This window comes from Sinorhizobium alkalisoli, assembly GCF_008932245.1.
GTDB classification, from domain to species: Bacteria; Pseudomonadota; Alphaproteobacteria; order Rhizobiales; family Rhizobiaceae; genus Sinorhizobium; species Sinorhizobium alkalisoli.
The window spans coordinates 187,495-212,603 of record NZ_CP034910.1 but is presented as its reverse complement, the minus strand read 5'-3'; the positions used below and the strand labels follow the sequence as shown (position 1 = coordinate 212,603).

General features: G+C 61.7%; 24 protein-coding genes and 2 pseudogenes. 7 read left to right on the top strand and 19 right to left on the bottom strand.

Annotated elements, in window-relative coordinates:
* The first annotated feature begins 13 nt into the window (after positions 1-13).
* Positions 14-439, top strand: coding sequence for a GNAT family N-acetyltransferase (locus tag EKH55_RS18580; RefSeq protein ID WP_151612304.1), 426 nt, complete (start codon positions 14-16; stop codon positions 437-439).
* A gap of 48 nt (positions 440-487) precedes the next feature.
* Here EKH55_RS18580 and EKH55_RS18575 read toward each other — a convergent pair whose 3' ends face one another.
* From EKH55_RS18575 to EKH55_RS18565, 3 genes are all read right to left on the bottom strand, one after another.
* A complete protein-coding gene (locus tag EKH55_RS18575) occupies positions 488-1,903 on the bottom strand; it encodes a S8 family serine peptidase (RefSeq protein WP_210249920.1) in 1,416 nt (471 codons plus the stop codon).
* 3 nt (positions 1,904-1,906) lie between these two features.
* Positions 1,907-2,350, bottom strand: a complete 444-nt coding sequence (locus EKH55_RS29630; protein WP_210249919.1) for a phosphatase PAP2 family protein — start codon at positions 2,348-2,350, stop codon at positions 1,907-1,909.
* Between the two features lie 476 nt (positions 2,351-2,826).
* Entirely contained in the window at positions 2,827-4,563 is a 1,737-nt protein-coding gene (locus EKH55_RS18565; protein WP_151612300.1) for a transcriptional regulator, read from the bottom strand.
* A gap of 808 nt (positions 4,564-5,371) precedes the next feature.
* On the opposite strand from EKH55_RS18565, the gene EKH55_RS18560 reads away from it, so the two are divergent.
* Both EKH55_RS18560 and EKH55_RS29785 read left to right on the top strand, forming a co-directional pair.
* Positions 5,372-6,007 carry a peroxiredoxin-like family protein gene (locus tag EKH55_RS18560; RefSeq protein ID WP_151613872.1) on the top strand — a complete coding sequence of 212 codons (636 nt, stop codon included), beginning with the start codon at positions 5,372-5,374 and terminating at the stop codon, positions 6,005-6,007.
* A gap of 127 nt (positions 6,008-6,134) precedes the next feature.
* Positions 6,135-6,425 carry a hypothetical protein gene (locus tag EKH55_RS29785; RefSeq protein WP_246231913.1) on the top strand — a complete coding sequence of 97 codons (291 nt, stop codon included), beginning with the start codon at positions 6,135-6,137 and terminating at the stop codon, positions 6,423-6,425.
* Here EKH55_RS29785 and EKH55_RS18550 read toward each other — a convergent pair.
* On the bottom strand, positions 6,415-6,819 hold the full coding sequence (locus EKH55_RS18550; protein ID WP_151612298.1) for a MerR family transcriptional regulator: 405 nt from the start codon (positions 6,817-6,819) through the stop codon (positions 6,415-6,417). The genes EKH55_RS29785 and EKH55_RS18550 overlap by 11 nt on opposite strands.
* A gap of 54 nt (positions 6,820-6,873) precedes the next feature.
* Between EKH55_RS18550 and EKH55_RS18545 the strand changes: the two genes are divergently transcribed.
* Both EKH55_RS18545 and EKH55_RS18540 read left to right on the top strand, forming a co-directional pair.
* Complete coding sequence (locus tag EKH55_RS18545) at positions 6,874-7,662, top strand: glutaredoxin family protein (RefSeq protein ID WP_151612296.1); 789 nt, start codon at positions 6,874-6,876, stop codon at positions 7,660-7,662.
* A gap of 119 nt (positions 7,663-7,781) precedes the next feature.
* Positions 7,782-8,393, top strand: a pseudogene (locus EKH55_RS18540) (class I SAM-dependent methyltransferase).
* Between the two features lie 18 nt (positions 8,394-8,411).
* On the opposite strand, the gene EKH55_RS18535 reads toward EKH55_RS18540, so the two are convergent.
* From EKH55_RS18535 to EKH55_RS18505, 7 genes are all read right to left on the bottom strand, one after another.
* Positions 8,412-8,885 carry a c-type cytochrome gene (locus EKH55_RS18535; protein ID WP_151612294.1) on the bottom strand — a complete coding sequence of 158 codons (474 nt, stop codon included), beginning with the start codon at positions 8,883-8,885 and terminating at the stop codon, positions 8,412-8,414.
* A gap of 6 nt (positions 8,886-8,891) precedes the next feature.
* Positions 8,892-9,710, bottom strand: coding sequence for a DsbA family protein (locus tag EKH55_RS18530; protein ID WP_151612292.1), 819 nt, complete (start codon positions 9,708-9,710; stop codon positions 8,892-8,894).
* Positions 9,704-10,411 carry an SCO family protein gene (locus EKH55_RS18525; RefSeq protein ID WP_151612290.1) on the bottom strand — a complete coding sequence of 236 codons (708 nt, stop codon included), beginning with the start codon at positions 10,409-10,411 and terminating at the stop codon, positions 9,704-9,706. The genes EKH55_RS18530 and EKH55_RS18525 overlap by 7 nt, the downstream gene beginning before the upstream one ends.
* Positions 10,408-11,055, bottom strand: a complete 648-nt coding sequence (locus EKH55_RS18520) for a TlpA family protein disulfide reductase (RefSeq protein ID WP_151612288.1) — start codon at positions 11,053-11,055, stop codon at positions 10,408-10,410. Before EKH55_RS18520 ends, EKH55_RS18525 begins: the two co-directional genes overlap by 4 nt.
* A complete protein-coding gene (locus EKH55_RS18515; RefSeq protein ID WP_151612286.1) occupies positions 11,052-11,492 on the bottom strand; it encodes a DUF411 domain-containing protein in 441 nt (146 codons plus the stop codon). Before EKH55_RS18515 ends, EKH55_RS18520 begins: the two co-directional genes overlap by 4 nt.
* Before the next feature lie 30 nt (positions 11,493-11,522).
* Positions 11,523-12,983: a multicopper oxidase family protein gene (locus EKH55_RS18510; protein WP_151612284.1), complete on the bottom strand. Its 1,461-nt coding sequence runs from the start codon at positions 12,981-12,983 to the stop codon at positions 11,523-11,525.
* A 99-nt stretch (positions 12,984-13,082) separates the two neighbouring features.
* Positions 13,083-13,466 (bottom strand): hypothetical protein, encoded by a 384-nt coding sequence (locus tag EKH55_RS18505; protein WP_246231911.1) that lies wholly within the window; start codon positions 13,464-13,466, stop codon positions 13,083-13,085.
* Between the two features lie 437 nt (positions 13,467-13,903).
* Here EKH55_RS18505 and EKH55_RS18495 point away from each other — a divergent pair, with 437 nt between their 5' ends.
* Positions 13,904-15,082: an IS110 family RNA-guided transposase gene (locus EKH55_RS18495; protein ID WP_151613870.1), complete on the top strand. Its 1,179-nt coding sequence runs from the start codon at positions 13,904-13,906 to the stop codon at positions 15,080-15,082.
* 8 nt (positions 15,083-15,090) lie between these two features.
* Here the strand turns inward: EKH55_RS18495 and EKH55_RS18490 are convergent, their stop codons facing one another.
* From EKH55_RS18490 to petA, 5 genes are all read right to left on the bottom strand, one after another.
* The gene (locus EKH55_RS18490) at positions 15,091-18,264 is read right to left on the bottom strand and encodes an efflux RND transporter permease subunit (protein WP_151612280.1); all 3,174 of its coding nucleotides are present in this window, start codon (positions 18,262-18,264) and stop codon (positions 15,091-15,093) included.
* Positions 18,261-19,691: an efflux RND transporter periplasmic adaptor subunit gene (locus tag EKH55_RS18485; protein ID WP_151612278.1), complete on the bottom strand. Its 1,431-nt coding sequence runs from the start codon at positions 19,689-19,691 to the stop codon at positions 18,261-18,263. The genes EKH55_RS18490 and EKH55_RS18485 overlap by 4 nt, the downstream gene beginning before the upstream one ends.
* Positions 19,688-20,086 carry a FixH family protein gene (locus EKH55_RS18480; RefSeq protein ID WP_151612277.1) on the bottom strand — a complete coding sequence of 133 codons (399 nt, stop codon included), beginning with the start codon at positions 20,084-20,086 and terminating at the stop codon, positions 19,688-19,690. The genes EKH55_RS18485 and EKH55_RS18480 overlap by 4 nt, the downstream gene beginning before the upstream one ends.
* A gap of 110 nt (positions 20,087-20,196) precedes the next feature.
* Positions 20,197-20,571: a hypothetical protein gene (locus EKH55_RS18475; RefSeq protein ID WP_225192329.1), complete on the bottom strand. Its 375-nt coding sequence runs from the start codon at positions 20,569-20,571 to the stop codon at positions 20,197-20,199.
* A gap of 105 nt (positions 20,572-20,676) precedes the next feature.
* Positions 20,677-21,240, bottom strand: coding sequence for a ubiquinol-cytochrome c reductase iron-sulfur subunit (petA, locus tag EKH55_RS18470; RefSeq protein ID WP_151612273.1), 564 nt, complete (start codon positions 21,238-21,240; stop codon positions 20,677-20,679).
* A 364-nt stretch (positions 21,241-21,604) separates the two neighbouring features.
* Here petA and EKH55_RS18465 point away from each other — a divergent pair.
* Positions 21,605-21,880, top strand: a pseudogene (locus EKH55_RS18465) (HEPN domain-containing protein); the annotation flags it as partial.
* A gap of 541 nt (positions 21,881-22,421) precedes the next feature.
* On the opposite strand, the gene EKH55_RS18460 reads toward EKH55_RS18465, so the two are convergent.
* From EKH55_RS18460 to EKH55_RS18450, 3 genes are all read right to left on the bottom strand, one after another.
* Complete coding sequence (locus EKH55_RS18460; RefSeq protein ID WP_151612271.1) at positions 22,422-22,628, bottom strand: hypothetical protein; 207 nt, start codon at positions 22,626-22,628, stop codon at positions 22,422-22,424.
* 519 nt (positions 22,629-23,147) lie between these two features.
* Positions 23,148-24,710, bottom strand: a complete 1,563-nt coding sequence (locus tag EKH55_RS18455; RefSeq protein ID WP_151612269.1) for an adenylate/guanylate cyclase domain-containing protein — start codon at positions 24,708-24,710, stop codon at positions 23,148-23,150.
* A gap of 11 nt (positions 24,711-24,721) precedes the next feature.
* Positions 24,722-25,093 (bottom strand): response regulator, encoded by a 372-nt coding sequence (locus EKH55_RS18450; RefSeq protein WP_069460999.1) that lies wholly within the window; start codon positions 25,091-25,093, stop codon positions 24,722-24,724.
* Positions 25,094-25,109: the final 16 nt, after the last annotated feature.

Below are 25,109 nucleotides of genomic sequence, written 5' to 3'. Positions count from 1 at the left end.
GGAAGATCTATCCATGATCGCGGAGGCACAGCTGGAGACATTCGGCATCACAAAAGGGCGTGCCGCCACTCTCGAGGAAGGCGCCGTTATGGCGGATCGGACTGCCAAGGCGATCCGCAGTCCGGATGCGCATCACATCGAGGTGTTGGAACAGCAAAACCGTGTCCTCGGCTACTACTGGGTCTCACTGGTAGCGTCTCCCGCGCCGATGCTTCTCGATATCTACGTCGTTACCTCAAGCCGGGGCCGGGGGCTCGGCGATGTCATCATGCGCAGGATTCTGGCGGTGCTGCGCGAGCGGAAAGTGGATTGCCTCAATCTTGTCGTCTCACGCGACAACCATGCCGCCAGGGCCCTCTACAGTCGGTTCGGCGCAAGCCTAGTAGAAATGTCTGGAGACCTCCTCGTACTCAGTTTACCGGTGAGCTCTACTGCTTGACTCAACGAGTTTCGATGAGCCGGATCGGCCGGCGATGATGCCAACGAATCAAAGGCCATAGAGGTCGGGAAAATGGACCTTTCCATTCCAGCTCGGCAAAAGGAAACTACCTTCGTCCGTCAGAATCTTCACGGTATTTGACAACAGCCAGCTTTTGGCTGTGACGCCGTCGCTTCTCTTCTGCAGTTTGCCGAGGGAAAAGCCCAGAGAAACAAAGCCGGCGACAAGCGCCGAAGCAGCGGACGTGCCGCCAAAACGGCAGAAATAGGAGCCGAATTCACGCATTCCTGTTTTCGGTTCATTGCTCGCGAACGGGCTGTAGGAGTAGCCGTGTATGCCGGGGACGTCCGTGGTGATGATCTCGAAATGCGAAAATTTCCGATTGTCATTTAACGGCGGAAGTCCCGTGGGGTCGTAATGGGCATTTTGCGTATCCAGGCGTATTTCGTCCCGATCGTAGGCCTCGCCGTCATTACTTGGTGCGAAGACCGTGGCATTCGTGCCCTTCGAATAGCTCGACATCATGCCTTTGGCGTTAGCCGCGCCAACGGATATGATCCCATTGTGCTCAGTTGCTAGGTTTGCCGGATAGATCGGCTGTTCCTCCCGATTGTTCCCGGCCGCGCAGATGATCGGTCTGTTCAGCGAGATGTTGATGATCAACTGGGCCAATTCACTCCACAAAAGCTTCTCCCTCGGGGAGATCTCGCACACCGACACAAGATCTACGAGCGAATGACCCTTCACGTCCACATTCTCGATTTGAGGTAGCGTGCGATACGGATCCGGAATACTGCGCGGCAACAAAATGACGTCAGCGTCGATCAGTTCGGCATACAGGAATGCGAAAATGAGCTGTTCAGGATCCGTGTCGAAGTTGGTCGAAATCGGCACGACTTCGCAGAACGGGTCGACGCCAGAGTAGGGAAGCGGGAATTCAACGTCGCGTGCGCCGTGTCCCAGATACTCCTCTGCGATTTCGACGATGGTTGGGCGTCCCGCGACCAAACCAGCGATTGCGGTGCCGTGCGTTGAAAAGACCGGCGACGCGGTTGCCTCAACACCGTTGATGAGGGGGAGACTATTCGGGGACAGGCGGTCAAGGATCTCGTTCAGCAATACGCCGCATTCGGGCAGATCGTTTGCTGCTGCGGTTCGTGCGTTCAAAACAATGTCGTCAACTCGAATCGAACTCTCGTAATACGGGAATGCTCCGAGTCTGTTTGAAAAAAAGTCGATTGCGAGCTTCCGGTTGACTGCTCCACGTAAGCAGGGGTGACCGACTGCAACTGAGGTATCGATGATTGCTACCCGGGTCTTCCGCTCATCCCGATAAGTGTTGTCCTGTCCGCCTGCCTCGATGAGCGCTGGCAGAACGCCTATAGTGTCCAGATGCCATAGCGCCGGGTAGTCCTGATAGGCTTCGCGTCCAAGCGTGCTTTGTGTCATCTCGATCTTGTGCATGGCCTAGATCCACTCCTTTTGTGCGGCAAGCATTTGCTCCTCACACACTACCTCAAGGATCGGCATCAGCATTCTCGCCAGGTCATGTCCGGCGTCGCTGTCGGAGCGATAGTGGAGCCCAGCCCATTCCCGATTTTCTGCAATTCGGCGGGCACTCTTGAACAATTCCGAGCTTGCCGGGTGCTCTGGAATCACCCTCGAAATGACGAATGCGATCGCAAAGGACTGGAACGAGTGGTTGCTTGGATAAGACGCATGGGCGGGATTGGGCAGATAGGGACGCAACCGGGGATCGGTGATGTTCGGTCGAGCGGCCGCGAAGCGCTCCTTGTAGCGCATGCCGATTTCATCACAGATCAGCAGAACCAGAAGCAAGAGGCCAACGGTCGCGTCATAGCCATCCTTTTCTTCAATGCCGAGTGGACGCAAATAGGCGCTGAGGTCCATAGTGTTCTCGGCGAGGATTTCCTCGAGCCGTCCGAGGTTTTCCGGAAGCGTTCGAAGATATTGTTTCCTAAGGAGTTCGATGCATTCGCGCCTGAGAACCTCAGGGGAGGGCGGCGGCCTCAACGGGAGTGCAGCCCATCGTTGCTCCATCGAGTAGAGCAGCCTGCGCTCCTTCCACGGCTCTAGGTCTAGTCGATAACCTGCGTCGATCGATCCGAGTCGTGAATTCTGGTTTCGATTTCGATTTCTGTTCCTGTTCCTGTTGCGATTGCGATTGAGTGTGTTGCGGGAACTCCTGTTCAGCGAAAGCATCGCGCTGAGCGCCCCGCCTCCTACAGTAAACCCAGCCTCGAAACCATCGAAGACGGCAGTCGAGTGATCTGCGTCGCCGTGCTTCAGGACCAGTCCGGTTGTCGAAACCGCAAATGAGCAGCGGGAGAGTAATTCAAAGGGGGTTTTCAAAGCCGTCCTCCTAATCAAAAATCAAAAGCTTTCTTGATGCCATCCAACACAAGGTCACAGGCGTGAGGGATCGGAAGCCGGAAACGGCTACGCTGAACCTCCGGGTCAACGAAGTCAGGGTCCGCCTGAAGCATGCGGTTCAGGAGATCTTGGGCTTGCGATTGAGCTCCGAGGTGGCCGCACGAGACCAGTGAATAGCGGATGGCCGCATTGAAGTTGGGCTGCTTTGCAAGCGCCCGGAAACCGAGATGGACAGCACGGCGATGATCTCCGGATAGTGTGGAGATCATGCAGGACGTGGTCTCATAGGTGTAGTTAATCGGGCTGTATGTCCCCAGGTAGACCGCACGTTCCGACGCTGTCTGAGCACCCTTGAGGTCGCCTGTGTACAGTCTGTGTAGCGCGAGATGGTCCCACACGAATGCCTGCATCGGGTTCAGGCGGACGGCGCGATTGAAAAGATCGGCCGCGAACTCATGGCGGTTAAATACGTAGCCATGGACATGTCCCAAGCAGGCGAGTGCTATGGAATTGAAGGGGTTTGCTTGGAGTGTATCGCTGGCAAGCTTCTCGACCATTTCAAGACTCGCCTGGTCGATCCTTCCTAGATTCTCGCCCAGAGCAAATGATGCTGAATATGCTAACAGAGCCTTGAACAGGCTGTTCCCGTTATCGGCTGACAAACGCTCGAGGAGATTGACCGAGTCGCGGTACTTTTGATCGTCGAGGTTGAACATTCCACTCAGGATGCTGTAGCCGACCAAGGTTTGCCCGTCATTACGGAAAGCGGTTACCCTTCCGGAATAACGTTCGACGGTTTTGGCGAGCTGATCAATATTCTGACCAATGAAGTGATTGATGGTCGCCATGTCGTCATGTTCGATCTCCTGAACGCGGAACTGTGCGGACTGGCTCATGAGCAGCGAGAGCGTATCTGCACTGTAGACCAAGAAAGTCAGCGTGACCGAGTCAGCGACGCCAAGCACCCGGGTGCGAACCAGAAAGTCGGCCTGACTCCGCTGGTCGATAAGTGCTGTCGCGCCGAAATCCATTCTGAAATCCAGGAGCTTGAGGTTCTGGAACTCGGCCAGACTGGTAACAATCGATTCGGTAATGAAATCGCCGAGGGTCTGAATTCCGCAGTTCTGGCCATGGACGATGCTCGGCAGCAATCCGATCTCGATCTGCATCTTCTTGGATGGCACCGCTGGCGCATGGCCCTGGCTATTGTTGTTCAGCGGCGGACTACCAATCCTGCTGGCAAAGTTTTCAAGTTTCTTCTGCCATGCGGACCGCTCCATCAGAAGCCAGTCTTCGAATTCCTCGTCATTAATGTCCATGCCCTCAAGGAGGTCATAGTTGAGCGCGTCAGCGTTCGGTTTCTCCGCCAGTCGACCCGGATTGTCTGTCAGCGCCCTGACATCGATCCATACACGGTCCAAACGGACACTCACGGCTTGCCGGTCGAACTCGAGAAAATCGACCGCTGCGTCACGAAGGGCTCTCTTGAGTTCGAACAATGTCTGACGCAGGCTACTGGAGGAGTGATGCTCATCGCTGTCGCTCCAGAGTTTGTTGCGAAGCCAGGCGCGCGTTCGCGCGCCCCGCGGGGAAAGAGCAAGCATGGCGAGGATCGCCTGAGCCTTCTTGTTTTTCGGCGTGCAGTCACGGTCGTCCGCGGTTTTTAGTGCAAACGCACCCAGCAGGTGCAGTTTGGCATAATCTTGCACTGCGTCAGCATAGTGGGCCATACGCGGCTCTCCCCCAGATCACGAGCTCCACTGCAAGGCGTAAATCCTAATACTTATGGTGGTTGTCAGCCAGAGAATTCACCCATAATGGTTATTCTCCGTTATTCCAGCGTTATCCGAAGCTACGCCTTCGTTGAGGATGCGCTAATAGCGAGCCAACCAAACAGGGTCCTCGGTTTAATTCCTCTCAAGGCGAGGGGGCGACCTCCCGGGCTGGGCGGCATGTGCCGCTTTCCGATCGTCTCAGTCGGGTGGTGAACAGAAGTACGGGCGAGCACCGTGTATGTCGGCACTGCGGACTTTCAAGACGTTCGGATTGGCGACTGGTAGGGACGAGTTCGACCCATTGATGACCTTGATCATCGCAGACGTGAGCGTCGAAAACGAGGTCGCGCACCGGACCTTCAGCGCGATAGCATTCGAGAGTGCTCTCATGTGAGGTCATTCGCCATATTTGGCATCCCCTCATCCGAGGCCGCCGAGTTTTCGAGACTTGAATACTGGGAGGTACACCAGCCGGGGAGAAGGCAATCAAGATCTGTGCTCGACCAACGTGAGCATCTGGCGGTGCCGTCGCTCGTCCAGGCGAAATTCACCAATGCCACGCCGGAACTCGCTGTCCGTCATTATAGCGAGCTCATGGCAGCTCGGCAGGGGAGCGAAACCGCAAATGTATTTTCCATGTTAAGATAGATTTGCAACGCTTAATCTCGGGCTCGGCAATGGCCGAACGCTAACTTACTCTGGCGCAGGAGCACGGGTGCAATCGCGAAGCGTTTTCTTGACTGATTGGGGCAAGGAGGTTGTCATGTCCACGAGTACTGTCGACCGCCCGCTGCGGCCAGGCGATCGGGCACCGAACGTGGTACTCGATGCGATCTCGCGCGAAGGCAAGATTGCGCTCAATGATTTTCGAGGCCATAGCCCGTTACTGATCGGTTTGTTTCGAGGTCTACACTGTCCGTTCTGCCGGCGCCATGTCGCGGCGATGGCGCAACTCAAACCGGCCCTGCATGAGAAAGGCGTCGAATGCCTGGCGGTCGTCAACACCCCGGTCGAACGCGCGCGGCTCTATTTCCGGTACCACCCGACACCAGATCTTCTCGCGGCCTCCGACCCGGAGCGGGCCTCGCACCGTGCTTTCGGCTTGCGTGAGGTCGGGATGGATACGGTCATGGCGATACGGGTCCATCTCCCGCGCGAGTTGCCCGAGCCGATGGACGTAATGGCAATGAACGAGTTTCTCAACAAGAAGGAGGGATATGAGATTACGGAAGCCGATCAGCAGATGATGGGTCGCCAGCCGCAGCTTGTCGGTCAGTTCCTACTGGACCGGGCGGGGATCGTACGCTGGAGCTTCACCGAAGTTTTGGAGGTTGGCTATACGTTCAGGGCGCCGAATCCTGAGGAACTGATGTCGGCCGCTTATCAAGTCGCACATTAATAGGCTGCGACACATTCGGCAGCGAGGATTTTGGGGCGGCAAGCTCAATCTTCACGATGCGATAGCGGGCGAAAGAGCGGGCGGCGTCGGGCCAGGGCTCAGCCCGGAAAAGGCTCTTGAGCTGGGATTGAAAGTTGATATCAACGCGATCCCAAAGGAGGTGGCCGCGGCCCTCAACAAGGGCGAGGTCGATCTCAAGGACCCCGCCAGCACCCTCGTCCTGCTCAAGTCCAATGCAGTCGTTGGCGTGACCGGCTTCTTCAGCGAGGATGGCAAGACGTTGAGGTCCGTGGCCCAAACACCTGCCACCGGAGAGTTGGAGAGCCAACCTTCCTCCCCAACCGAAATGTCGCACAAGCGGAACATAGGGCCTATTGGCCGAATTCCTCCGGCCGACCTGACTGAGTTCACACTCTGAAGGACGCCAGGATAGGACACGGCCCCGTTTTATCCTCTGCGCACTCGGACACCAGCTTCCGGAGAGCTTCCCGAGCACGGAGAAGCTCTCCGATCCTGGCGTCAAGCTGCTCAAGCCTCTTCTTCGCCAGTTGCCGCGCGGCCGAGCGGTTCTCCCCGGCATCCAGCGCCAGAAGCTCGCCGATCTCCTCCAGCGTGAAGCCCGCCGTCTGTGCCTGTTTGATGAAGCGCAGCCGACGCACGTCCTCCCTGCCATAACGGCGCACGCCTTCCAGCGGCTTCGGCGTCGCTAGCAGCCCCTTGCGCTGGTAGAAACGGATGGTCTCGACACCCACGCCTCCGGCAGCCGCAAGTTTCCCGATCGTCAGTTCTTGAGGGTCTTGACTCTGTACCATGGTACGGAACTTATAGTCCTGCCAACGATTTCACAAGAACAAGGAGATGTGAAAATGTTGGACAAGACCAATCCGCAGAATCTCTCCAAGAAGGCCGTCCTGTACCGGATGGTGATGCCAAGCCACACCTGCCCCTACGGGCTGAAGACAAAGGACCTGCTGCAGCGGTCGGGCTACGAGGTGGATGATCACCACCTGAGCACCCGCGATGAGACGGACGCTTTCAAGGCGCAGCACGGCGTGCCGACGACGCCTCAGGTCTTCATCGATGGCAAGCGGGTCGGCGGCTACGACGACGTGCGCCGCTTTCTCGGGAAGCCCGTCGCCGGCCCGAAGGCGACTAGCTACCGCCCGGTGATCGTGCTGTTCACGCTGACCGCACTCACGGCGATGGCGGCAAGCCATGCCGTCAACGGCACGCCCTTCACCTTGCGCGCAGCGGAATGGTTCATCGCCTTTTCGATGGTCGTTCTGGCGATGATGAAGCTCCAGAACGTCGAGAGCTTTGCGACGATGTTCCTGAACTATGACCTCCTGGCAAAGCGCTGGGTGCCGTACAGTTATATCTATCCCTATGCAGAGGGACTGGCCGGCGTGCTCATGGTGGCGGGCGTCCTGAACTGGTTGTCGGTCCCGGTCGCGATGTTCATCGGTACGGTAGGGGCTGTTTCGGTTTTCAAGGCCGTCTACATCGACAAGCGAGAGCTGAAGTGCGCCTGCGTCGGCGGATCGAGCAATGTCCCCCTTGGGTTCATCTCGCTGACCGAAAACCTGATGATGATTGGCATGGCAATCTGGATGGCCGCTGGAAGCATTGGCCTCACGGCAACGCACCCGATGTAGAGAAGCATACGCGGCCGCGCTCTTTGGCCTCTTTGTGCGGCTGTCAGTATCGCATCAGTTCCGCTGGCCCTTGCCACACCTCCTGACCTGCGAGAGATTTGAAACGGGAGGAGAGATCCATGGGTATCTACCGCGACGTTCATTCTGCCGAAGCGATGCGATCTCTCCATGCGAAACGAGCGTCTGCGCCCCTATCGCGAGCGGGTGATCGGTGCCGCCGAGGGGCGCGTCCTGGAGATCGGCAGCGGTTCGGGCCAGAATCTGCCTTTTTACCGTCCGGTCGTCCGGGAAGTTCTGGCGCTCGAACCTGACCCAAATCTGCTCGCGATGGCGCGTCGTGTTCCACGTTCTGAGATGCCGGTCAAATTCATTGAGGCATCGGCAGAAGCGATCCCGCTCGACGACGGCAGCGTAGACACGGTCGTGACGACATGGACCCTGTGCACTGTTCCAGGAGCCGATGCGGCGCTTTCGGAAATGCGGCGCGTGCTCAGGCCGGGGGCAGGCTGCTATTCGTCGAGCACGGGCTTTCGCCTGACCGTGGAGTGCGCTGGTGGCAGGATACCCTCACTCCGGTTTGGCGGCGGATCACGGGCGGCTGCCGCCTCAACCGCCCGATCTGATCGATGATAGAGCGAACCGGCTTCGGCATCGATTGCATTGAGACCGGCTGCATGCGCGGGCCGAAACCCATGACGTTTATGTACGAAGGCAGCGCTCGGCCGAGGTAATGATAAGCGCACGCGCAGTCACTGAGTTGTTTCCCGCTCATGACGGCTCATCTCCGCCTGATAGGCCCGCTCCTGCTCCGGCCAGGTGCTTTTGATGAAGGCGACCACGGCGCGGATTTCTTCGTCGCTCATGACCTTTCCGAACGCCGGCATATCGCTTTGGTAGCCGCCGCCGACAACCGCGGCCGGTCCTTCCTTGGTGATGCGGAAGAGCATGCCGTCGCTATGATGCCAGGTGTGGCCCGATGCGTCGTGCGGCGGCGCGGGCATGCGTCCGGAGGGCAGCGGGCTTTTCCAGTCGCGCTGCCCTTCGAGGTTGGGTCCGTGACAGGCGGCGCAGTGTTTGGCATAGAGCGTCTTGCCGAGCGCGATAGTCCCGGCCGAGGCGTCGCCGTTCGCAATCCGGGCGGCCAGCCATGGCCACGCGCCTATGAGTACCGACCCGGCCGCGGCAATCCCCAGAGCTGATAAGAGAACCGTCCTCGCCGACATCGGTGGCTAGCTTCCCCGGGCCGAGGCGATCAGCCGCTTCATAGTCGCCTCGTCGACGAGTCCGCGGACGACTTCCTTTCCCACGACGAAGCTCGGCGTGCCGCCGATGCGCAGGGCCTCCGCAAGGGCGATATTCCGCTTGATGGCGGCGTCGATCGACGGGTCTTGCATGTCGGTCTTCAGACGCTCGACGTCGATCCCGACATCGGCGGCGACTTCGAGGGTCGAGGTCTCGGTGATGCGGCCCTCGTAGGTCATCATCGCCTGGTGAAAGGCGAGATATTTGCCCTGCTTGCGGCTCGCGAGGGCGGCGCGGGCGGCGAAGACCGATCCGGGGCCGAGGATGGGATATTCCTTGAAGACGAGACGCAGTCCCTTGTCGGCGTTTTCGAGCTTGCCGAGCAGCGGTGCCGCCTGACGGCAATAGGGGCTGTTGTAGTCGAAGAACTCGACCAGGATGGCGTTGCCCTCGGGATTCACGCCGACCGGGGCGTCCGGGTCGTTGAAGATTTCATCTTGCCGCTCCGAGACCACCTTCGCCGCTTCGCTGTTGGCCGCCGCCTGCTGGCGCGCTTCCAGTCCTTTCACGGACTCAAGGATCACCTGGGAGTTGGCGAGAATATAGGCATGGGGTTGCCGCTCGAGATCGTCCGTCTTGCGAAGGGGCGGAAGGACGCCCGCGGCAAACAGCAGCGCCAGCCCGGAAAGCGCGACCGACAGGGCCGCCGCCGCAACGGCGCTGAACGCCAAGACCCTAAGGCCTCGCCCCCGTGCTCCAGCGGAGTCCTGCTTGGATGAGGCATTGTCGGGCGCTTCTGTTACCATGGGAGCGATCCTTTGAGCTTGTCCCAGAAGCCCGGCTGGGGGTGCGGGTGCGGCTTCTGGGTCCGGTTTGTCAGCGCGTTGACGAAGAGGACCAGATTGACGGGCTCGAACCTCAGCCCGTGAAAGCGGGCGCGCAGGCGTCCGTCCTGGTCGATCACGTGGGTGACGATACCGTGCATCTGCATGCCGCCGTCGCCTTCGGTGAACTTGAGTCCGTAGGCCTCGGCGATCTTGCGGGTCGTGTCCTCGGGCTTGTCCGGCGCGGACGTGAGGAAGACCCAGTTCCGAGGATCGAGCCCGTGCGCCTCGCCGTAGTCGCGGAGGACGAGTCCGGCGTCGTGCTTCGGGTCGGTGGTGACGGTGACGAACTCGACCATCTCTTTCATCGGCGTCTGGTTGATCATCTTCTGGATATCGGCGATCCGTTCCGCGTGCAGCGGACAGACGTCCGGGCAATTGGTGTAGACGAAATTCAGGACGACGACCTTGCCGCACAGGGCCTCAAGCCCGATGACGCGGCCGTCGGCATCCTGCAGCGTGAAGCCAGGCGCTTCGCTGTCCACAGGTTGGAAGTACTGCTCCTTGTCGCGAAGTTCCTGGTCGACCTCCTCGAGCGAGTGCGCCGCGGCGGGCGTGAGCAAGACGAACAACGCGGCGACCGCGAGCAGTGCCAGTCGCACCATCCGCACCGGATACATCATCGCGAACTCCCCTTGTTCATGGAGGCGGCGACGCCTCCTGCTTTCCCTTCCACGATCGACATTAGGAACGCTATCATGTCCGGTGCGTCCCATTCGGCCGGGCCCATCAGGCGGCCGAGCTCCCGTCCCTCCTCGTCGATTAGAAGTGTTGTGGGTAATCCGGCAGCCGCAAGGGCGGAAAGCGCCTGACCCGAAACGTCGACGTGCACGGCGAGACGCCGCACCCCTATCTCCGAGAAGAACGCCTTCACCGCCGCTGCTCCCTGGCGGTCGACCGAGAGGGCGACGACCTGGAACCTGTCGCCGCCTAGCGCCGCCTGCAGTCGATCGAGGGTCGGCATCTCCTTGCGGCACGGCAAGCACCAGGTCGCCCAGACATTGAGGAGTACGACCTTTCCGCGGAAATCCGCAAGCGAGCGCGGCTGTCCGCTACCATCGGTGAACCGCACTTCCGGGACAGGCGTCGGCGCATCGTTGAGCACGAAGCCTTTCGGCGCACCCTCAGGTGCTGGTTGGGAGGGTCCCTGGAACGCGAGAACGCCCGCAAGCCCGGCGAGACCTGCAGCGCCCAGCAGCAGAAGCAACCGGCGGCGCAGGGCAGATGGCGCAGATGTCCCATCTGTGTCGATGTCCATCCTGTTCATTCCGTCGTGTAGACCTCCGGTGCCTTGCCGTCCTTGGGCACGGTGTAGATCACGAACGGTTCGGTCTTTGTACCGGCCATGCCCGGCGAGCCCATCGGCATCCCCGGCAAGGTGATGCCGGCGATCGGCGGCCGCTCCTTGAGGAGCTTGCGCACGATGTTCACCGGAACATGCCCGTCGACCACGTAGCCGTCGATGAACATCGTGTGGCAGCCCTGCATGTTTTCCGGCACGCCCGCCTCGCGACTGATCTCGAGAAGGTCGTTGGTCGGCTTCACGTCGACATTGAAGCCGTTGTCGCGCAGATAGGCGGCGTAACCTTCGCAGCAGCCGCATTGCGGGTTTTTGTAGAGCGTCGCCTGCAGCGGATCGGCAAGGGCCGGCGCGGCGAAGGCGATGAGAGCGACGAGACTGGCGAAGCGGATTGAAGGATTCATTTCGGTTCTCCTTGAGCGGTTCTGTTTGGTTCAGGCGACGCGCAGCACCGTCATCATCCCGGACATCTGGTGGTCCATGACATGGCAGTGCAGCATCCAGTCGCCGGGATTGTCGGTGACGAAGGCGGCCCCGACGACGTCCTTCGGAGCCAGCAGCACTGTGTCCTGCCACTGGCGGTGCGGGAGGGGCCTACCGTTGCGGGTCAGCACCTTGAGGCTGTGCCCGTGGATATGCATCGGGTGCCACCAAGCGGTCTCGTTGCGCAGCTCCAGCAGGACGCTGCGGCCCCGCTCGAACGTGAGGTCGTTTTCCATGCCGGCATGGCCGTCGCCGGTCATCGACTGGCCGTTGATCGACCAGACCGCGCCGTGGCCCATTCCCATCATTCCACCGCCACCACCCATCATGCCCCGGCCCATCATCCCGCTTATACCGGACATTCCGGACATGCTCATCATGCCGCCCTGGAGGGTCAGCGTGTGGCGCTCGGCAGAGGCGAGGTCCGGCTCCGGCAGGGGATTGTGGGTCAGTGCAACAGGCCCGTCGAAAGCGTGCGCGCGGATCGGCGGCCGCTCGTCGTACGCAATCTGCGTCAGCCGGTATGACAGGCCATCGTAGAAGTCATCGATGACGTCGTAGCGCCGCTCCGGCTCGCCCTCCAGATCGAGGACAAGATCGACGCGCATGGCCGGGCCGAGAAGGATGCGGCCGTGCTCCGGCTCGTGCGGATCGCAGGGCTGGCCGTCGATCGCAACGACCATCGGTCGATGCCCCTCGAAACGCAGGGCCATGATCCGGGCCAGCGACGCGTTGACGAGGCGCAGACGGACGCGCTCGCCCGCCCGGAAGGGCTCTGCTTCGGAGACCCGGCCGTTGAGGGTCACGGTGTTGCCGACGCGGCCGGACATCGCCGCCTCCATCCGGTTGCCGAAGCGGGGTGCGATTCCGCCCCCATCCGTCAGACGCCAGTCGGATAGGAGCCAGAGAAGGTCACGGTCGACAGCGACGGGCTCACGATCCTCGACGATCACGGCTCCGGCGAGGCCGCGGCCGAGCTGTTCGAGGCTGTTCGCGTGCGGGTGGTACCAGAAGGTTCCCGCATCCGGCGGCGTGAATTCGTAGACGAAGGTCTCGCCGGATTTGATCGGCGGCTGCGTCAGCCCAGGCACCCCGTCCATGGCATTGGGCAGCCGGATACCGTGCCAGTGGACCGTCGTTTCCTGGTCGAGGCGGTTTTCGACGACTAGGCGAGCGCGCTCGCCCTGGCGAAGGCGCACGACCGAGCCCGGAACCGTTCCGTTGTATGTCCAGACATCCGTTTCCGGCCTATCCGGACGAAGTCGTGTGCGGCCGGGCGCGGCGACGATGCGGTAGCCGTCGGACGGCGCGGACCGCGCGGGGAACGGTGCCAGCGCACTCGCCAGCAGAAGGCCCGCGCCGGCCTGGAGCAGACCACGGCGAGACACGAGACAATGGGATTCGCTATTCACATTCGATCCTTCCGATCATCGTCGATGACGGAACGCATGGGCGTCAATGCACACGCGTTCGTTCATCCGGCAGTACCGCTTGGTCGCGACAGCCGGAACTCAACCGAGGTCGGAGGTTCGTGGTGGATCGGGGTCGGGCTGCAGCGCCCTGCCAACGAGGAGAGGATCGCGGATCGCCTCGGAAGCCGGATCATCAACAGGCGGAACGAACGCGACCGTTGGAAGCGGTGAGACCATGGGTGCGGCGCAGATACTGCCGCAGCCCATCGCCTTCATGGCGCTATCGCTGGGCTGGTCGGGGCAACCCTGGCAGTCTCCTTGGGCCGACATTGCCATGTCGGACATCGTCGCCATCATCGCGGCCATGCCGATCGCCTGGGCGACCGAAATGCCCATTCCCGCGGCAAGGAAGACCGCGAGAAGCAAGTGGGTTAGCTGCCGGACAGACCAGTGCTTCATGATGGAGAGGATCGCGCCGAACACTCGGGAATACAAGCCATGATGCGGCGCTACGGCGGCCCGGCGGGTCAACATCGCGTTACGCGACGCGGGCGGACGTCTCAGCGGAAGAACAGGTATTTGATCAAGGCCGCAATCACGAGCACGATCATGAGAAACGTGAGGATGCCGATGCCCCCCATGCCCCACAGCATGCCGCCGCCCATCATATCGTTCATCGTGGCTGCCTCCTTTCATTCGGCCTTACCCCTATTCATAGTGCTTACTGCGGTGCGAAGCTGCTTAGGCGCAGGTGATGCGGGTATGGTTGTCATTCTGGCTGTCCTTGATGGCTCCGGGGGCTGAGCCGCCCGCTTCACCGACCTGGATTGACCGCTGATTGCTCGATGCCCGCGATGGCTATGTAAGGCGATGTCGGCGTGTCCGGGCCTGCGCGGTCGCCGCGTCATGCGAGGAGCGTCATGGAGATTTACGTTGGAATAGATGTTGCCAAGGAAACCCATTGGGCCTGCGCTCTCGATGCGCGCGCGCAGGTTCTGCTCGACCGCGCGGTCGATAACGATCAGGCCGCGATCGAGCGCCTCGTCGCCGACCTGCGCGGCCTCGGTGGCGAGGTCGTGGTCGGGCTGGACATCACCGGATCGCTGGCGCGCTTCTTGGAGGCCATCCTTCTGGCCAAGGGGTTGCGTCTCGTCCATGTGCCCGGCATCGCCGTCAACCGGGCCGGACAGGGCTTTTCCGGCGGAGAGAGCAAGTCCGACCCGCGCGATGCGCGCACCATCGCCGAGCTGGTCCGGACGCGTGATCTGCGCCCGATCCTGCCAGACGACGAGACCGCCATCGCACTGCGCCTCAAAGTCACGCGACGCCGCGAACTCAGCGACGACCAGACGCGCCGCATCTCCCGCATGCGCCAGCTCCTGGGCGCCATCCACCCCGGCCTCGAACGCCGGCTCGATCTGACGGCCAAGGGACCGCTCGTCCTTGTCACCCGCTACGTCACGCCGACCGAGATCCGCCGGGCCGGCCTCAAACGGCTCATGGCGCATCTCAAGCGAACACCTCACCTGCACGCCATCGAGGCACTGGCCCAACGCGCCCTCGAAGCCGCCGAGGGCCAGAGCATCGCCGTTCCCGGCGAGGCCAGCTTCGCCGACATGATCCGCGAGCTCGCCGCTGAGGCCCTGCGGGTGCGCGAGGCGATCGCCCGCATCGACCGCGACTTGGAGGCCCTGCTCGAGCGCCACCCTGACGGCGCCCTCATCCGCTCGCTGCCGGGGATGGGGGCGGTGCTGTCGGCAAAACGCATCGCCAACATCGGCACCATCGAGCGATTCCACTCGGCCGACGCCCTGGCCAGCGCCGCAGGCCTGACCCCCATCATCCGCCAGTCCGGAAAATCCAGGAACTGGCGCCGCGCATTTGGCGGCGACAAGGCCCTCAAGCGGGTATTCTTCCACAGTGCCTTCTGCGCCGTCTCTACCAGAGACCCGCTCTCCAAAGCCTTTTACGACCGAAAACGGCGAGAGGGAAAACATCACACCCAGGCCATCATCGCCTTGGCCTGCCGACGCGTCACCGTCCTGTGGACAATGCTCCGAACCAGACAAACCTTCGATCCAACTCAAAGAGCCGCTTGACTTGCGCATTACTCAGCTGCCTCCATGAGCCGCTCCTCTGCGGCCTCGACCGCTGGTCGCTCGTCGGAGCGGGTCGGCAGCCGCCAGCCCTTCACCAGTCCGTAGATCGCCGGGATCACGGCAAGCGTCAGCACCGTCGATGAGATCATGCCGCCGATCATCGGCACGGCGATGCGCTGCATGATCTCCGATCCGGTTCCAGTGCTCCAGAGGATCGGCACCAGCCCGGCGATGATCGCCACGACCGTCATCATCTTCGGCCGCACCCGTTCGACCGCTCCGACCATGATCGCCTGATGCAGGTCGCCTCGCGTGAACGCGCGCTTCTCCGCCGCACATGCCGACCGCTGCTCCCGGAGCGCCTGGTCGAGATAGATCAGCATGATCACGCCGGTCTCGGCCGCCACCCCGGCCAACGCGATGAAGCCGACGACCACCGCCACCGAGGCGTTGAAGCCCAGCCACCACATCAGCCAGATGCCGCCGACGACCGCAAAGGGCAGCGACAGCATGACGATGAGCGTCTCGGTGAGCGCCTTGAAGTTCAGGTAGAGCAGCAGGAAGATCAGCGCCAGTGTCAGCGGCACGACGATCGCGAGGCGGGCCTTCGCCCGTTCGAGGTACTCGTACTGGCCGCTCCAGGCGACCGAGTAGCCGGGGGGCATCGTCACGCTTTTGGCGACCGCATTCTTCGCTTCCGCGGCGTAGCCGCCGAGATCGCGATTGGCAATGTCGACGAAGACGTAGACGGCAAGCTGGCCGTTCTCGGTGCGGATCGTCGTCGCACCACGGGTCAGCTTCACGTCGGCGACAGCGCCGAGAGGAACCGTCCCGCCGCCGGGAAGCGCGACCTCGACATCGCGGGCGATCGATTGCGGATCGCTCCTGAAGGCCCGCGGATAGCGGACAGCGACACCGTAGCGTTCACGGCCCTCGACCGTCGACGTGACCACCTCCGACCCGAGCGCCGTGCCGATCACCTCCTGGACGTCGTCGATGCTCAGGCCGTAGCGCCCGAGCGCCAAGCGATCGGGGACGATGTCGAGGTAGTAGCCGCCGATGACGCGCTCGGCATAGGCGCTTGACGTGCCGGCGATCGTTTTCAGCACCGTCTCGATGTCGCGCGCGATCCGCTCCATCTCCTTGAGGTCGGTGCCGTATACCTTGGCGCCGACGGGTGTGCGTATGCCCGTCGACAGCATGTCGATGCGAGCGCGGATCGGCATGGTCCAGGCGTTGGAAACGCCGGGGAACTGCAGCGCCGCATCCATCTCCTGTTTCAGGCTATCGATCGTCATTCCCGGCCGCCATTCCGACTTCGGCTTCAGAGTGATGATCGTCTCGAACATCTCCGTCGGCGCGGGATCGGTGGCCGTCAGCGCTCTCCCCGCCTTTCCGAAGACGGTCTCGACCTCCGGGAAGGACCTGATGATCCGGTCCTGCGTCTGCATCAACTCGGCCGCCTTGGTAACCGACAGGCCGGGCAAGGTCGTCGGCATGTACATCAGCGTGCCTTCGTTGAGGCTCGGCATGAACTCGCTGCCGATCTGCCGCGCTGGCCACACCGTCGCGGCGAGGGCGGTGACCGCCAAGAGGATGGTGATCGTCTTCGCGCGCAGCACCCCGGCGATGACCGGGCGGTAGATCCAGATGAGAAAACGGTTCAGCGGATTCCTATGCTCCGGGACGATCCGGCCGCGCACGAACACGACCATCAGCGCCGGAACGAGCGTCACCGACAGCAGCGCGGCGGCCGCCATGGCGAAAGTCTTGGTGAAAGCAAGCGGACCGAACAGCCGTCCCTCCTGCGATTCGAGCGTGAAGATCGGAAGGAACGACACGGTGATGATCAGCAGGCTGAAGAAGAGCGCCGGGCCGACTTCGCTCGCCGCCTTGATCAGCACCTCGGTACGGTGCTGGCCGGGCGGCGCGCGTTCCAGATGCTTGTGAGCATTCTCGATCATGACGATCGCCGCGTCGATCATCGCGCCGATGGCGATGGCGATGCCGCCGAGACTCATGATGTTCGCTCCGATGCCGAGCGCGCGCATCGCGATGAAGGCGATCAAGATGCCGATCGGCAGCATGATGATTGCGACGAGGGCGCTGCGCACATGCAGCAGGAAGGCGATGGTCACCAGGGCGACGATGATCGACTCCTCGATCAGTGTTCCCTTCAGCGTCTTGATCGCTGCCTCGATCAGCTCGGAACGGTCGTAGACAGGCAGGATTTCCGTGCCCGCGGGAAGGCTTTCCTTGATCGCCGCGAGGCTCTTCTTGGCGCTGTCGATGACGTTAAGCGCGTTTTCGCCCACGCGCTGCAGGACGATGCCGCTTGCGACCTCCCCTTCTCCATTGAGTTCGGTGATGCCGCGACGCTCGTCCGGAACCGTCTCCACCCGTGCTACATCGCCGAGACGCAGCGGCGTGCCGCCCTCGGTCATCAGAACGACGTTCTCAATGTCCTTGATGCCCTGCAGGTAGCCTTTGCCCCGTATCATGAACTCGAATTCGGAGATTTCGACCGTTCGCCCGCCGACGTCGCGGTTGCTTGCGCGGACCGCATTGGCGACCTGCTTCAGCGTCACGTTCTGGGCCCTGAGCCGCGCGGGGTCGACGACGATGGAATACTGCTTGACGAAACCGCCGACGCTCGCGACCTCGGCGACGCCCTCGGACTTCGAAGCGGCGAAGCGGACGACCCAGTCCTGCAGCGAACGCAGTTCCGCGAGCGACAATTCCTTGGCGACAAGGGCGTACTGGTAGACCCAGCCCACACCCGTCGCGTCCGGGCCGAGGCTCGGCGAAACGCCCTCCGGCAGTCGGCTTGAGGCGGCGTTCAGGTATTCGAGTACGCGGCTGCGCGCCCAATACGGATCGGTCCCGTCCTGGAAGATTACGTAGACAAAGGATACGCCGAAGAAGGAGAAGCCACGCACGACCTTCGAGCGCGGTACCGTCAGCATGGACGTCGTCAGCGGATAGGTGACCTGGTCCTCGACCACCTGCGGCGCCTGGCCGGGATAGTCGGTGAAGACGATGACCTGCACGTCCGAGAGGTCGGGAATGGCATCGAGGGGAAGCGAACGCAGGGAATAGATCCCCGCGGCGATCGAGAGCGCGGCGCCGACGATGATCAGCACGAGATTGCGGGCAGACCAGGCGATGACATTCGAGATCATGGCTGCCCCTCGCTCGCGGTCAGCGCATTCAACGCCGCATTAAGGTTGCTTTCGGCGTCGAGGAGGAAGTTCGCGGAGACGACGATCTTCTCGCCGGCTTCGATCCCCTTCCTGATCTCCGTCCGGTCATCGCCTCGCGCTCCGAGCGCGACGTCGCGCGGTTCGAAGCGGCCTTCGCCTTTGTCGACGAACACCACCTGGCGGTCACCCGTGTCGATGACGGCGCTGTTCGGCACGGCGACGACGGGGTTTCGTTCGCCAGAAGCGATCTCGACCTCGGCGTACATGTTGGCAAGCAGCAGGCCCTCGCCGTTGGAAAGCTCGACCCGCACCCTGGCCGTCCGCGTCTGCGTCCGAAGCTCAGGATAGATCAGATCGACGGTGCCCTCGAACGCCTTGCCGGGCAGGTTCCTTACCCTGACCGTCGCCGTCGCGCCTTTCCGGATGACCATGGCATCGTATTCGGGGACGTCCGCGATCACCCATACCCGCGACGTGTCGGCGATGCGGAACAGGACGTCGCCGGCCTCCGCCATCATCCCGGTGGTCGCGTTGCGCTCGAGGATGACCCCGTCGCTCGGCGCGAGATAAGCGATGCTCCTGGGCACCGTCCGTTCCTTGGCAATGGCTCTGATCGTCTCTTCCGGCACGCCGAGATTGCGCAGTTGCAGCGCGCCGCCGACGTCGAGGTCCGGCTTGCCGCCGCTGCGCAGTTCCGTGGTGTATTCGGCCCCGGCCTTGACGACCTCCTTCGAGTAGAACTGGAAGAGGCCGTCCCCCTTCCGCACCCGGGCGCCTGTCGTCACGTTGGCGACGCCCTCGATGAAGGAGTCCGCCCGCATTGAGACGATCCGCACCAGCCGCTCGTCGAACGTGACCGTCCCCGGCACACGAACCTCGCGGCTGACGACGGCTCGCTCGGCCGTCGCCGTCTTCACCCCGATGCGCTGGAGCTTGCCCAGCGAAACCTTGACGACGGAGCTGTCCGCTTCGTCGCCCTCGTAGACCGGGATGTAATCCATGCCCATCGAGTCCTTTTTTGGGACCTTGGAGGTGTCGGGCAGGCCCATGGGATTGCGGTAGTAGAGCACCTTCCGCTCGCCCGTCGACGGAGCGGCTTCCGCTTTCTTGGCTGCTGCCATCTTCACAGTCTCGAACGATACGTCCTCGCTCTCCCTCACGGCCACGAAGGCACGGCCGTCGGCGGTCTCTCTCGGAGTCGCCGAATATTCCGGCACACCGTCCGGGTGGCGGTAATAGATGACCTTGCCCGTCGGCATGGCCGCGGGCGGCATGGTGTCCCCGAGCGCCTGCCCGGAGATAAGTTCGTTGGAGTCAGTGGCGAGGCCGCGCGTGCCGGCCACGTAGCCTCCCCCGCCGGCAACGGCGAGGGAGCTGACGAGGAGCAGGAATTTGAACGGCTTCACGGCGTCGCCTGCAGGATGACTTCGCCCTGGACGGTGTCGGTCTCGCCCTGCACCTTGGCGGCGAGCTTGAAGCGCCAGCCGCCCTCCATACTGAGGTTCGTCTTGAAGCGGTAGATACCGGGTTCCATAGAGGGGAGCGCCTCGACCGGGGTGGTCATCGCTTCCATGCCTTCCGGTGCCATATCCATCCGGGTGGTGAAGATCACGGCGTTGGAGACGGGTTTCTCCGTTCTCTTGTCAATCAGCCGGACCGCGACGGTCGCCTCCGGCCCCTGCGCCACTTCGGGCTGGACGAGCTGGAACTCGTAGTCCGTTGCCTCGGCGTAGGATGCGGTTGTCGAGGCCAGCACGATCGCCAGCGATGCGAGGATCCCCTTGGGAGAAAAATTGTTCATACGAATACTCACCCTGAACGGGCACGTCGGCCGCGTTCTTGAAAATTTGCGATAGACGGATGCCTCCGCCGGTCTGCGACGGAGCGAATCGAGTGGATCAAAGGGTGAGATCAGGCTTTGGGAGGTCGTGCGGGAGGTTCGACAAGGGCCGACGGCAGGTGGCTATCGTGGCGTATCGCGTGCGACAGTTCGCGCGACGAGAGATCGACACGCCAGCCGCTGGCCTTGTCCTCATGCACCAGGATGATGGAGGAGCATACGAGTGCGAGCGGACACGCCTTTCCGCACTCATTATTCTGAGCGGGCTGCTGTTCCGGGCAGCCGGACATGTCGTCGGAGCTTTCCATGCCCGGCATGGCTTCCATCTGCATGTCGGACGAAAGCGCCATCGCATTCGCCGCCGTGCTCACGCTCACGGGACCGAGCACGACCCCGAGCAACGCCAACACACAGAGCAAGCGCCGGAGCGCGACGACAGCGAACATGCGCCTATGCTTGCATGGCGCGACCCTCATTGGAAGACGGTCACGGAAAGTTGCGACCGACAGCCGCATCCGACCTCGACTGGATTATATTGAACAGCCAGAGGGTCATCCAATCCGCACTACTGTTTCGGACACGAATTGGAAGGGGGGAATCGCAAGGTTCTCCGGTGCGGGTCCCTTTCGCACGCGCCCCGCGGTGTCATAATGGGATCCGTGGCAGGGACAGAACCAGCCTCCGAAATCGCCGGCCTGTCCTAAAGGGACGCAGCCCAGATGCGTACAGACCCCGATCATCACGATCCAGTTCTCCCTGCCCTGACCGGCTGAGCGCGCCACGTCTGTTGCCGGCTGGTCGTAGTCAAGGTTCGCATTTCGCGCCACGGGGTCCTTGAGTTCCTCAAGGGCGGTCGCGGTCGCGGCTTCAACCTCCTTGCCGGTCCGATTGCGGATGAAAACGGGGCGGCCGCGCCACTTGACGGTCAACGACATGCCTTCCGTGAGCGAGGACACGTCCACCTCGATAGAGGCCAGGGCAAGGGTCGAGGCGTCGGGACGCATTACATCGATAAATGGCCAAGAGGCCGCCCCAAGTCCGACCACTCCTGCCATTGCCGTCACCAGATAAAGAAAATCACGCTTGGTGGGTTCGGCCGGTTCGTCGATCGCCACGGGAAGTGCCTTCCTACGTAGGTTAGCTAAGCTTGTTTCCGCTACAAAGACCCTCCCCGAACCAGAGTCGGATGATGAGAACGGTGGATGCCTTAGCCAGAAACTTTGCTGCTCACCGATTATACGTCCGAGGCGCAATGATGGAAATGAGAACGAGCTTCTTCGGAACGTCGAAGAAACAAATGTGGCTTTTTCTCTACGAAGGACGTCTCGCCTGTGTCTACCGTAATGGCTGCTTTGGCCCGGAAGCCGTCACTGGCTACGACAGGCCATTGCGGACCTTCTTCCTGCAAGGCTTCATTCCGGTGGATTCGGAGCTTGATGAGCCGGAAATCTGGCTTGGACCTTCCTTGAGGAGTTTCCGACGCTCACCAACTACAGTCCACCGTCGCACAACCTCAAATTCCTCCGCGGGCTTGCCGAAGACCAGGATCGCCGGCTCATCGCGGCCTGGCCGCGCGACCAGCATCGCTTTGCCGCCTGGTACAACATTCTCAACGAAGCCTATGTGAAGGCACGCTACTCCAAGCACTTCGAAATTAGCGAGGAAGCGCTCGGGTGGCTTCTCGAGCGGACCGAGCATCTTCTCCGCCTCGTCGAGACGATCTGCCAGCAGCGGCTGAACGAGCTGGGCAGGTAGCGGGCGCCACCTGAGCCCTCGTCTTGGTTGCGGATTGATTGCCGGGTCGGTGTTTCGACCAGAGCCGGCCAACGTTGGTCGTATTCTCGATTGCCTCCTCACCCTCAACGGGTCCTCGCCAGCGAGGAAATCGCGCAGTTCCTGAATTCCACCGTGGGCGTCGCCGTCAATCGCGCCTTTGTGAAGATTCAGACGCGAAAACCCACCTGAAGTTCGTCGATCTGGTGAAAGCGCTGACAAAAGAGCCTTCCGAGTAACGCCGGAATCCACGCTGCCAGCGCCACCACGAGGCTTTCGTTAAAGGCGGCTCGGAGAACCCGGGCTGGCCGGATTGCAGAGGATTCGGGTCCCGCTCGGCCGCAGCATGTCGATGCTGTGGTGCAGATGGCATGAACCGAGAGGGTGACGACTTGAACTCGCTGTGTTTCTTCCTGGACAATTTGCGAACAGCGGAATGCCTGGCGCGATGACCTCGGCGGCAGGCTCGCCGCTGACCGACCGAGATCGATGCCTTCGCGGCAGGTGGACGCCGCCGCGCGGCTCAGGACAGCCCTGCGACGATCCTCAGGCCGAGATCGTCGCGAATTCCTGCCTGATAGGCGTTGATCAGCTTTGCGGCGAGCGCTTCCGCTTCGCCTGACTTGCGGGACAAAGCGCGCGTTTGCAGCTCGTCCTGGAAGGCTTTGCCGATCATCGCCAGTTCGTCGGGCCCGATCGGATCGAAACTGGAGGACTGAGCGGAAATCATCTTACCCTCTCTCTCCGACACTGATGCGGCGGAGATCAGCATGCGCCGATTTCGGCTCCATTTGGTGAAATACTGTTTCGCCGGAGATTATCGGAAATGAACCGTACTCACGGCTGTGCCATCCATTTCGATCCACTCCGCGGCCGCAATGGCGGAACCGAACAGGAGGGCCGGTATGGCCAGCGCTCCCGCGAATCTCAGCATCTGAAGACGACGCGTGCGCTTTCCGTCCCAGTCGTAAGCCATCTGCCATCCGCCCCTTGAAAGCATCTGAAAACAGTACGGCAGAATAGAACCAGAGAAAGACGCGCAGGTCGAGTCGATTTTCAAGTATTACTTTTTTAGAAAATTTTGACCAATCGATCTATATTGCGCGGAACCGGTAGCGGCAAATAGTAGAGATCAGACACAAGAAGATGAAGCAGGAGCGATCGCCTCTGTTCGTCGAGGTGCCGAAGACCGTGTGAGGAGGCGTCGAGGGATGATGCTTCGAACTCGCTACTTCACACTGAAGGGGAACTATCGAACGAGATAGGTCTCGATCGCGCCAACGCCTTTCAGGTTGAGCGCGCTACGGGGTTGCAGCCGCCAGGACCCGCGAAGCGCCCGACGGGTCGCCTCGGAGATCTGGATATGGTCGGCAACACCCTGGGACTCCAGGCGGCTCGCGACGTTGACAGTCTCCCCCCACACGTCATAGACGAAACGAAGCCGGCCGATCAGGCCGGCGACCACGGGCCCCGAATGAATCCCGATGCGGATGCGGAAGCGGTCGCCGTCGGGCGCCATGGTCTCGAGCGATTCCAGCATCGACTTGCCGAGTGCCACGATCCTGTCGGCGTGGTCCACTGAGGGTTCGGGGATGCCGCAGGCGGCCATATAGGCGTCGCCGATCGTCTTGATCTTCTCGACGCGATGTTCCTGCGTCAGGAGATCGAACTGGCTGAATATGCCATCCAGGCGCCGGACCAGGTCCGATGGCGCCAGCCGCGCCGCGATGGGCGTGAAGCCGACGATATCCGCAAAGAGAATGGAAACCTCGTCGAAGCGGTCGGCGATGATCTCCTCCCCGCCATGCAGTCGCGAAACGATCTGATCGGGCAGGATCGCGCGGATGAGCGCGTCGGCACGGCTCTTCTCCGTTTCGATCTGCTCGAGATAGCGGTGCTCGCGGTCGAGCCAGCGCTTCTTTTCAAGCGTGGCGTTGATGCGCGCGCGCAAGAGGATCGGGTTGAAGGGTTTCGTCAGATAATCGTCTGCGCCCGCCTCGATGCACCGAGCCACCGCCGCCACTTCGCTCAAGCCCGAGATCATGATCACGGGGACGTGCCGCCACCGGTTCTCGCTCTTCAGCCGCGAGAGCATCTCGATGCCGTTCATGTCGGGCATCAATATGTCGAGCAGGATGAGGTCGAACTCGTCTTCCGAGAGCCTTGCGAGCGCAGCGAGACCAGACTCGGCGGTGAAGACGCGATGGCCTTCGCGCCGCAGGCGCCGCGAGAGAAGATCGCGATTGCCGGCGACGTCGTCGACGACGAGTATCGTGCCGGTCGGAGCGGACCATGCCTCATACTCGTGGCTGAACAGGAGCCGTTCGAGTTCGGCCGCGTCTATTTCGGTTCGAACCTCCGGCTCGATCACTTCGATCGCCTCGCCGCGCGAAAAGCCGGCAAGCGCATCGACCTGTTTCAACAGGTCCGCCGCTGCCGAAAGCATTTCGGCGAGGTCTTCCTTCAGCGTGTGCGGCTGCAAGTCGCCCGAATCTTCCAAGATCATTTCCGAATAGCCGATGATGGCGTTGAGTGGCGTGCGCAGATCGTGGCGCAGCCTTGCCTCCGCGTCCGGGTCGCCCGCCCCGGCGCGATCGGCCTTGCCGTCCGTCAACCGATCGACGAGGCCGTTCAGTTGCCTGGCAGCGGCGCCGATTCGCTCGAGATCGCTCAAAAGGCGCGTCAGGCCGCAATCCCGCGCCTGCTCGAGCAGCAACTCCTGAAAACCCAAAATCGCCCGCGCAGGGCCAGCCAGCCGCTGCTCGACATGGGCGGCGATGGCCTGGCGCTGAAATTCGTTTCCGATACTCATCTAAGCGGTGCTCAATGCGAAGTCTCCAGCAGTTTCTCGATCTTCCTGACAAGCTGCGAGAGATCGATCGGCTTGCTGTCATAGTCGTCGCAGCCGGCCTCGAGCGCCATCTCCCGATCACTTGCCATCGCATGCGCGGTGAGCGCGATGACCGGGATGTCGCAGGTCGCGGGATCGGCCTTGATCCGTCGTGTGGCCTCCCAGCCATCCATCACCGGCAGGCTCATGTCCATAAGGATCAGGTCCGGCTTTTCCGAGGTTGCGAGCTCGACGCCCGCCTCGCCGTTCTCCGCGATCAGCACATCGAAGCCGCGGCGAGACAGTCGCCGCGAAAGCATGTCGCGATTCATTTCATTGTCTTCCACCAGAAGGATTCTCGTCATTTCGGTTCTCCTTCGG

Coding starts and splice junctions, on each gene's coding strand:
- EKH55_RS18580 (WP_151612304.1), top strand. CDS start 14: ATGATCGCGGAGGCACAGCTGGAGACATTCGGCATCACAAAAGGGCGT.
- EKH55_RS18575 (WP_210249920.1), bottom strand. CDS start 1,903: ATGCACAAGATCGAGATGACACAAAGCACGCTTGGACGCGAAGCCTAT.
- EKH55_RS29630 (WP_210249919.1), bottom strand. CDS start 2,350: ATGGACCTCAGCGCCTATTTGCGTCCACTCGGCATTGAAGAAAAGGAT.
- EKH55_RS18565 (WP_151612300.1), bottom strand. CDS start 4,563: ATGGCCCACTATGCTGACGCAGTGCAAGATTATGCCAAACTGCACCTG.
- EKH55_RS18560 (WP_151613872.1), top strand. CDS start 5,372: ATGTCCACGAGTACTGTCGACCGCCCGCTGCGGCCAGGCGATCGGGCA.
- EKH55_RS18550 (WP_151612298.1), bottom strand. CDS start 6,819: ATGGTACAGAGTCAAGACCCTCAAGAACTGACGATCGGGAAACTTGCG.
- EKH55_RS18545 (WP_151612296.1), top strand. CDS start 6,874: ATGTTGGACAAGACCAATCCGCAGAATCTCTCCAAGAAGGCCGTCCTG.
- EKH55_RS18535 (WP_151612294.1), bottom strand. CDS start 8,885: ATGTCGGCGAGGACGGTTCTCTTATCAGCTCTGGGGATTGCCGCGGCC.
- EKH55_RS18530 (WP_151612292.1), bottom strand. CDS start 9,710: ATGGTAACAGAAGCGCCCGACAATGCCTCATCCAAGCAGGACTCCGCT.
- EKH55_RS18525 (WP_151612290.1), bottom strand. CDS start 10,411: ATGATGTATCCGGTGCGGATGGTGCGACTGGCACTGCTCGCGGTCGCC.
- EKH55_RS18520 (WP_151612288.1), bottom strand. CDS start 11,055: ATGAACAGGATGGACATCGACACAGATGGGACATCTGCGCCATCTGCC.
- EKH55_RS18515 (WP_151612286.1), bottom strand. CDS start 11,492: ATGAATCCTTCAATCCGCTTCGCCAGTCTCGTCGCTCTCATCGCCTTC.
- EKH55_RS18495 (WP_151613870.1), top strand. CDS start 13,904: ATGGAGATTTACGTTGGAATAGATGTTGCCAAGGAAACCCATTGGGCC.
- EKH55_RS18490 (WP_151612280.1), bottom strand. CDS start 18,264: ATGATCTCGAATGTCATCGCCTGGTCTGCCCGCAATCTCGTGCTGATC.
- EKH55_RS18480 (WP_151612277.1), bottom strand. CDS start 20,086: ATGAACAATTTTTCTCCCAAGGGGATCCTCGCATCGCTGGCGATCGTG.
- EKH55_RS18475 (WP_225192329.1), bottom strand. CDS start 20,571: ATGTTCGCTGTCGTCGCGCTCCGGCGCTTGCTCTGTGTGTTGGCGTTG.
- EKH55_RS18460 (WP_151612271.1), bottom strand. CDS start 22,628: ATGATTTCCGCTCAGTCCTCCAGTTTCGATCCGATCGGGCCCGACGAA.
- EKH55_RS18455 (WP_151612269.1), bottom strand. CDS start 24,710: ATGAGTATCGGAAACGAATTTCAGCGCCAGGCCATCGCCGCCCATGTC.
- EKH55_RS18450 (WP_069460999.1), bottom strand. CDS start 25,093: ATGACGAGAATCCTTCTGGTGGAAGACAATGAAATGAATCGCGACATG.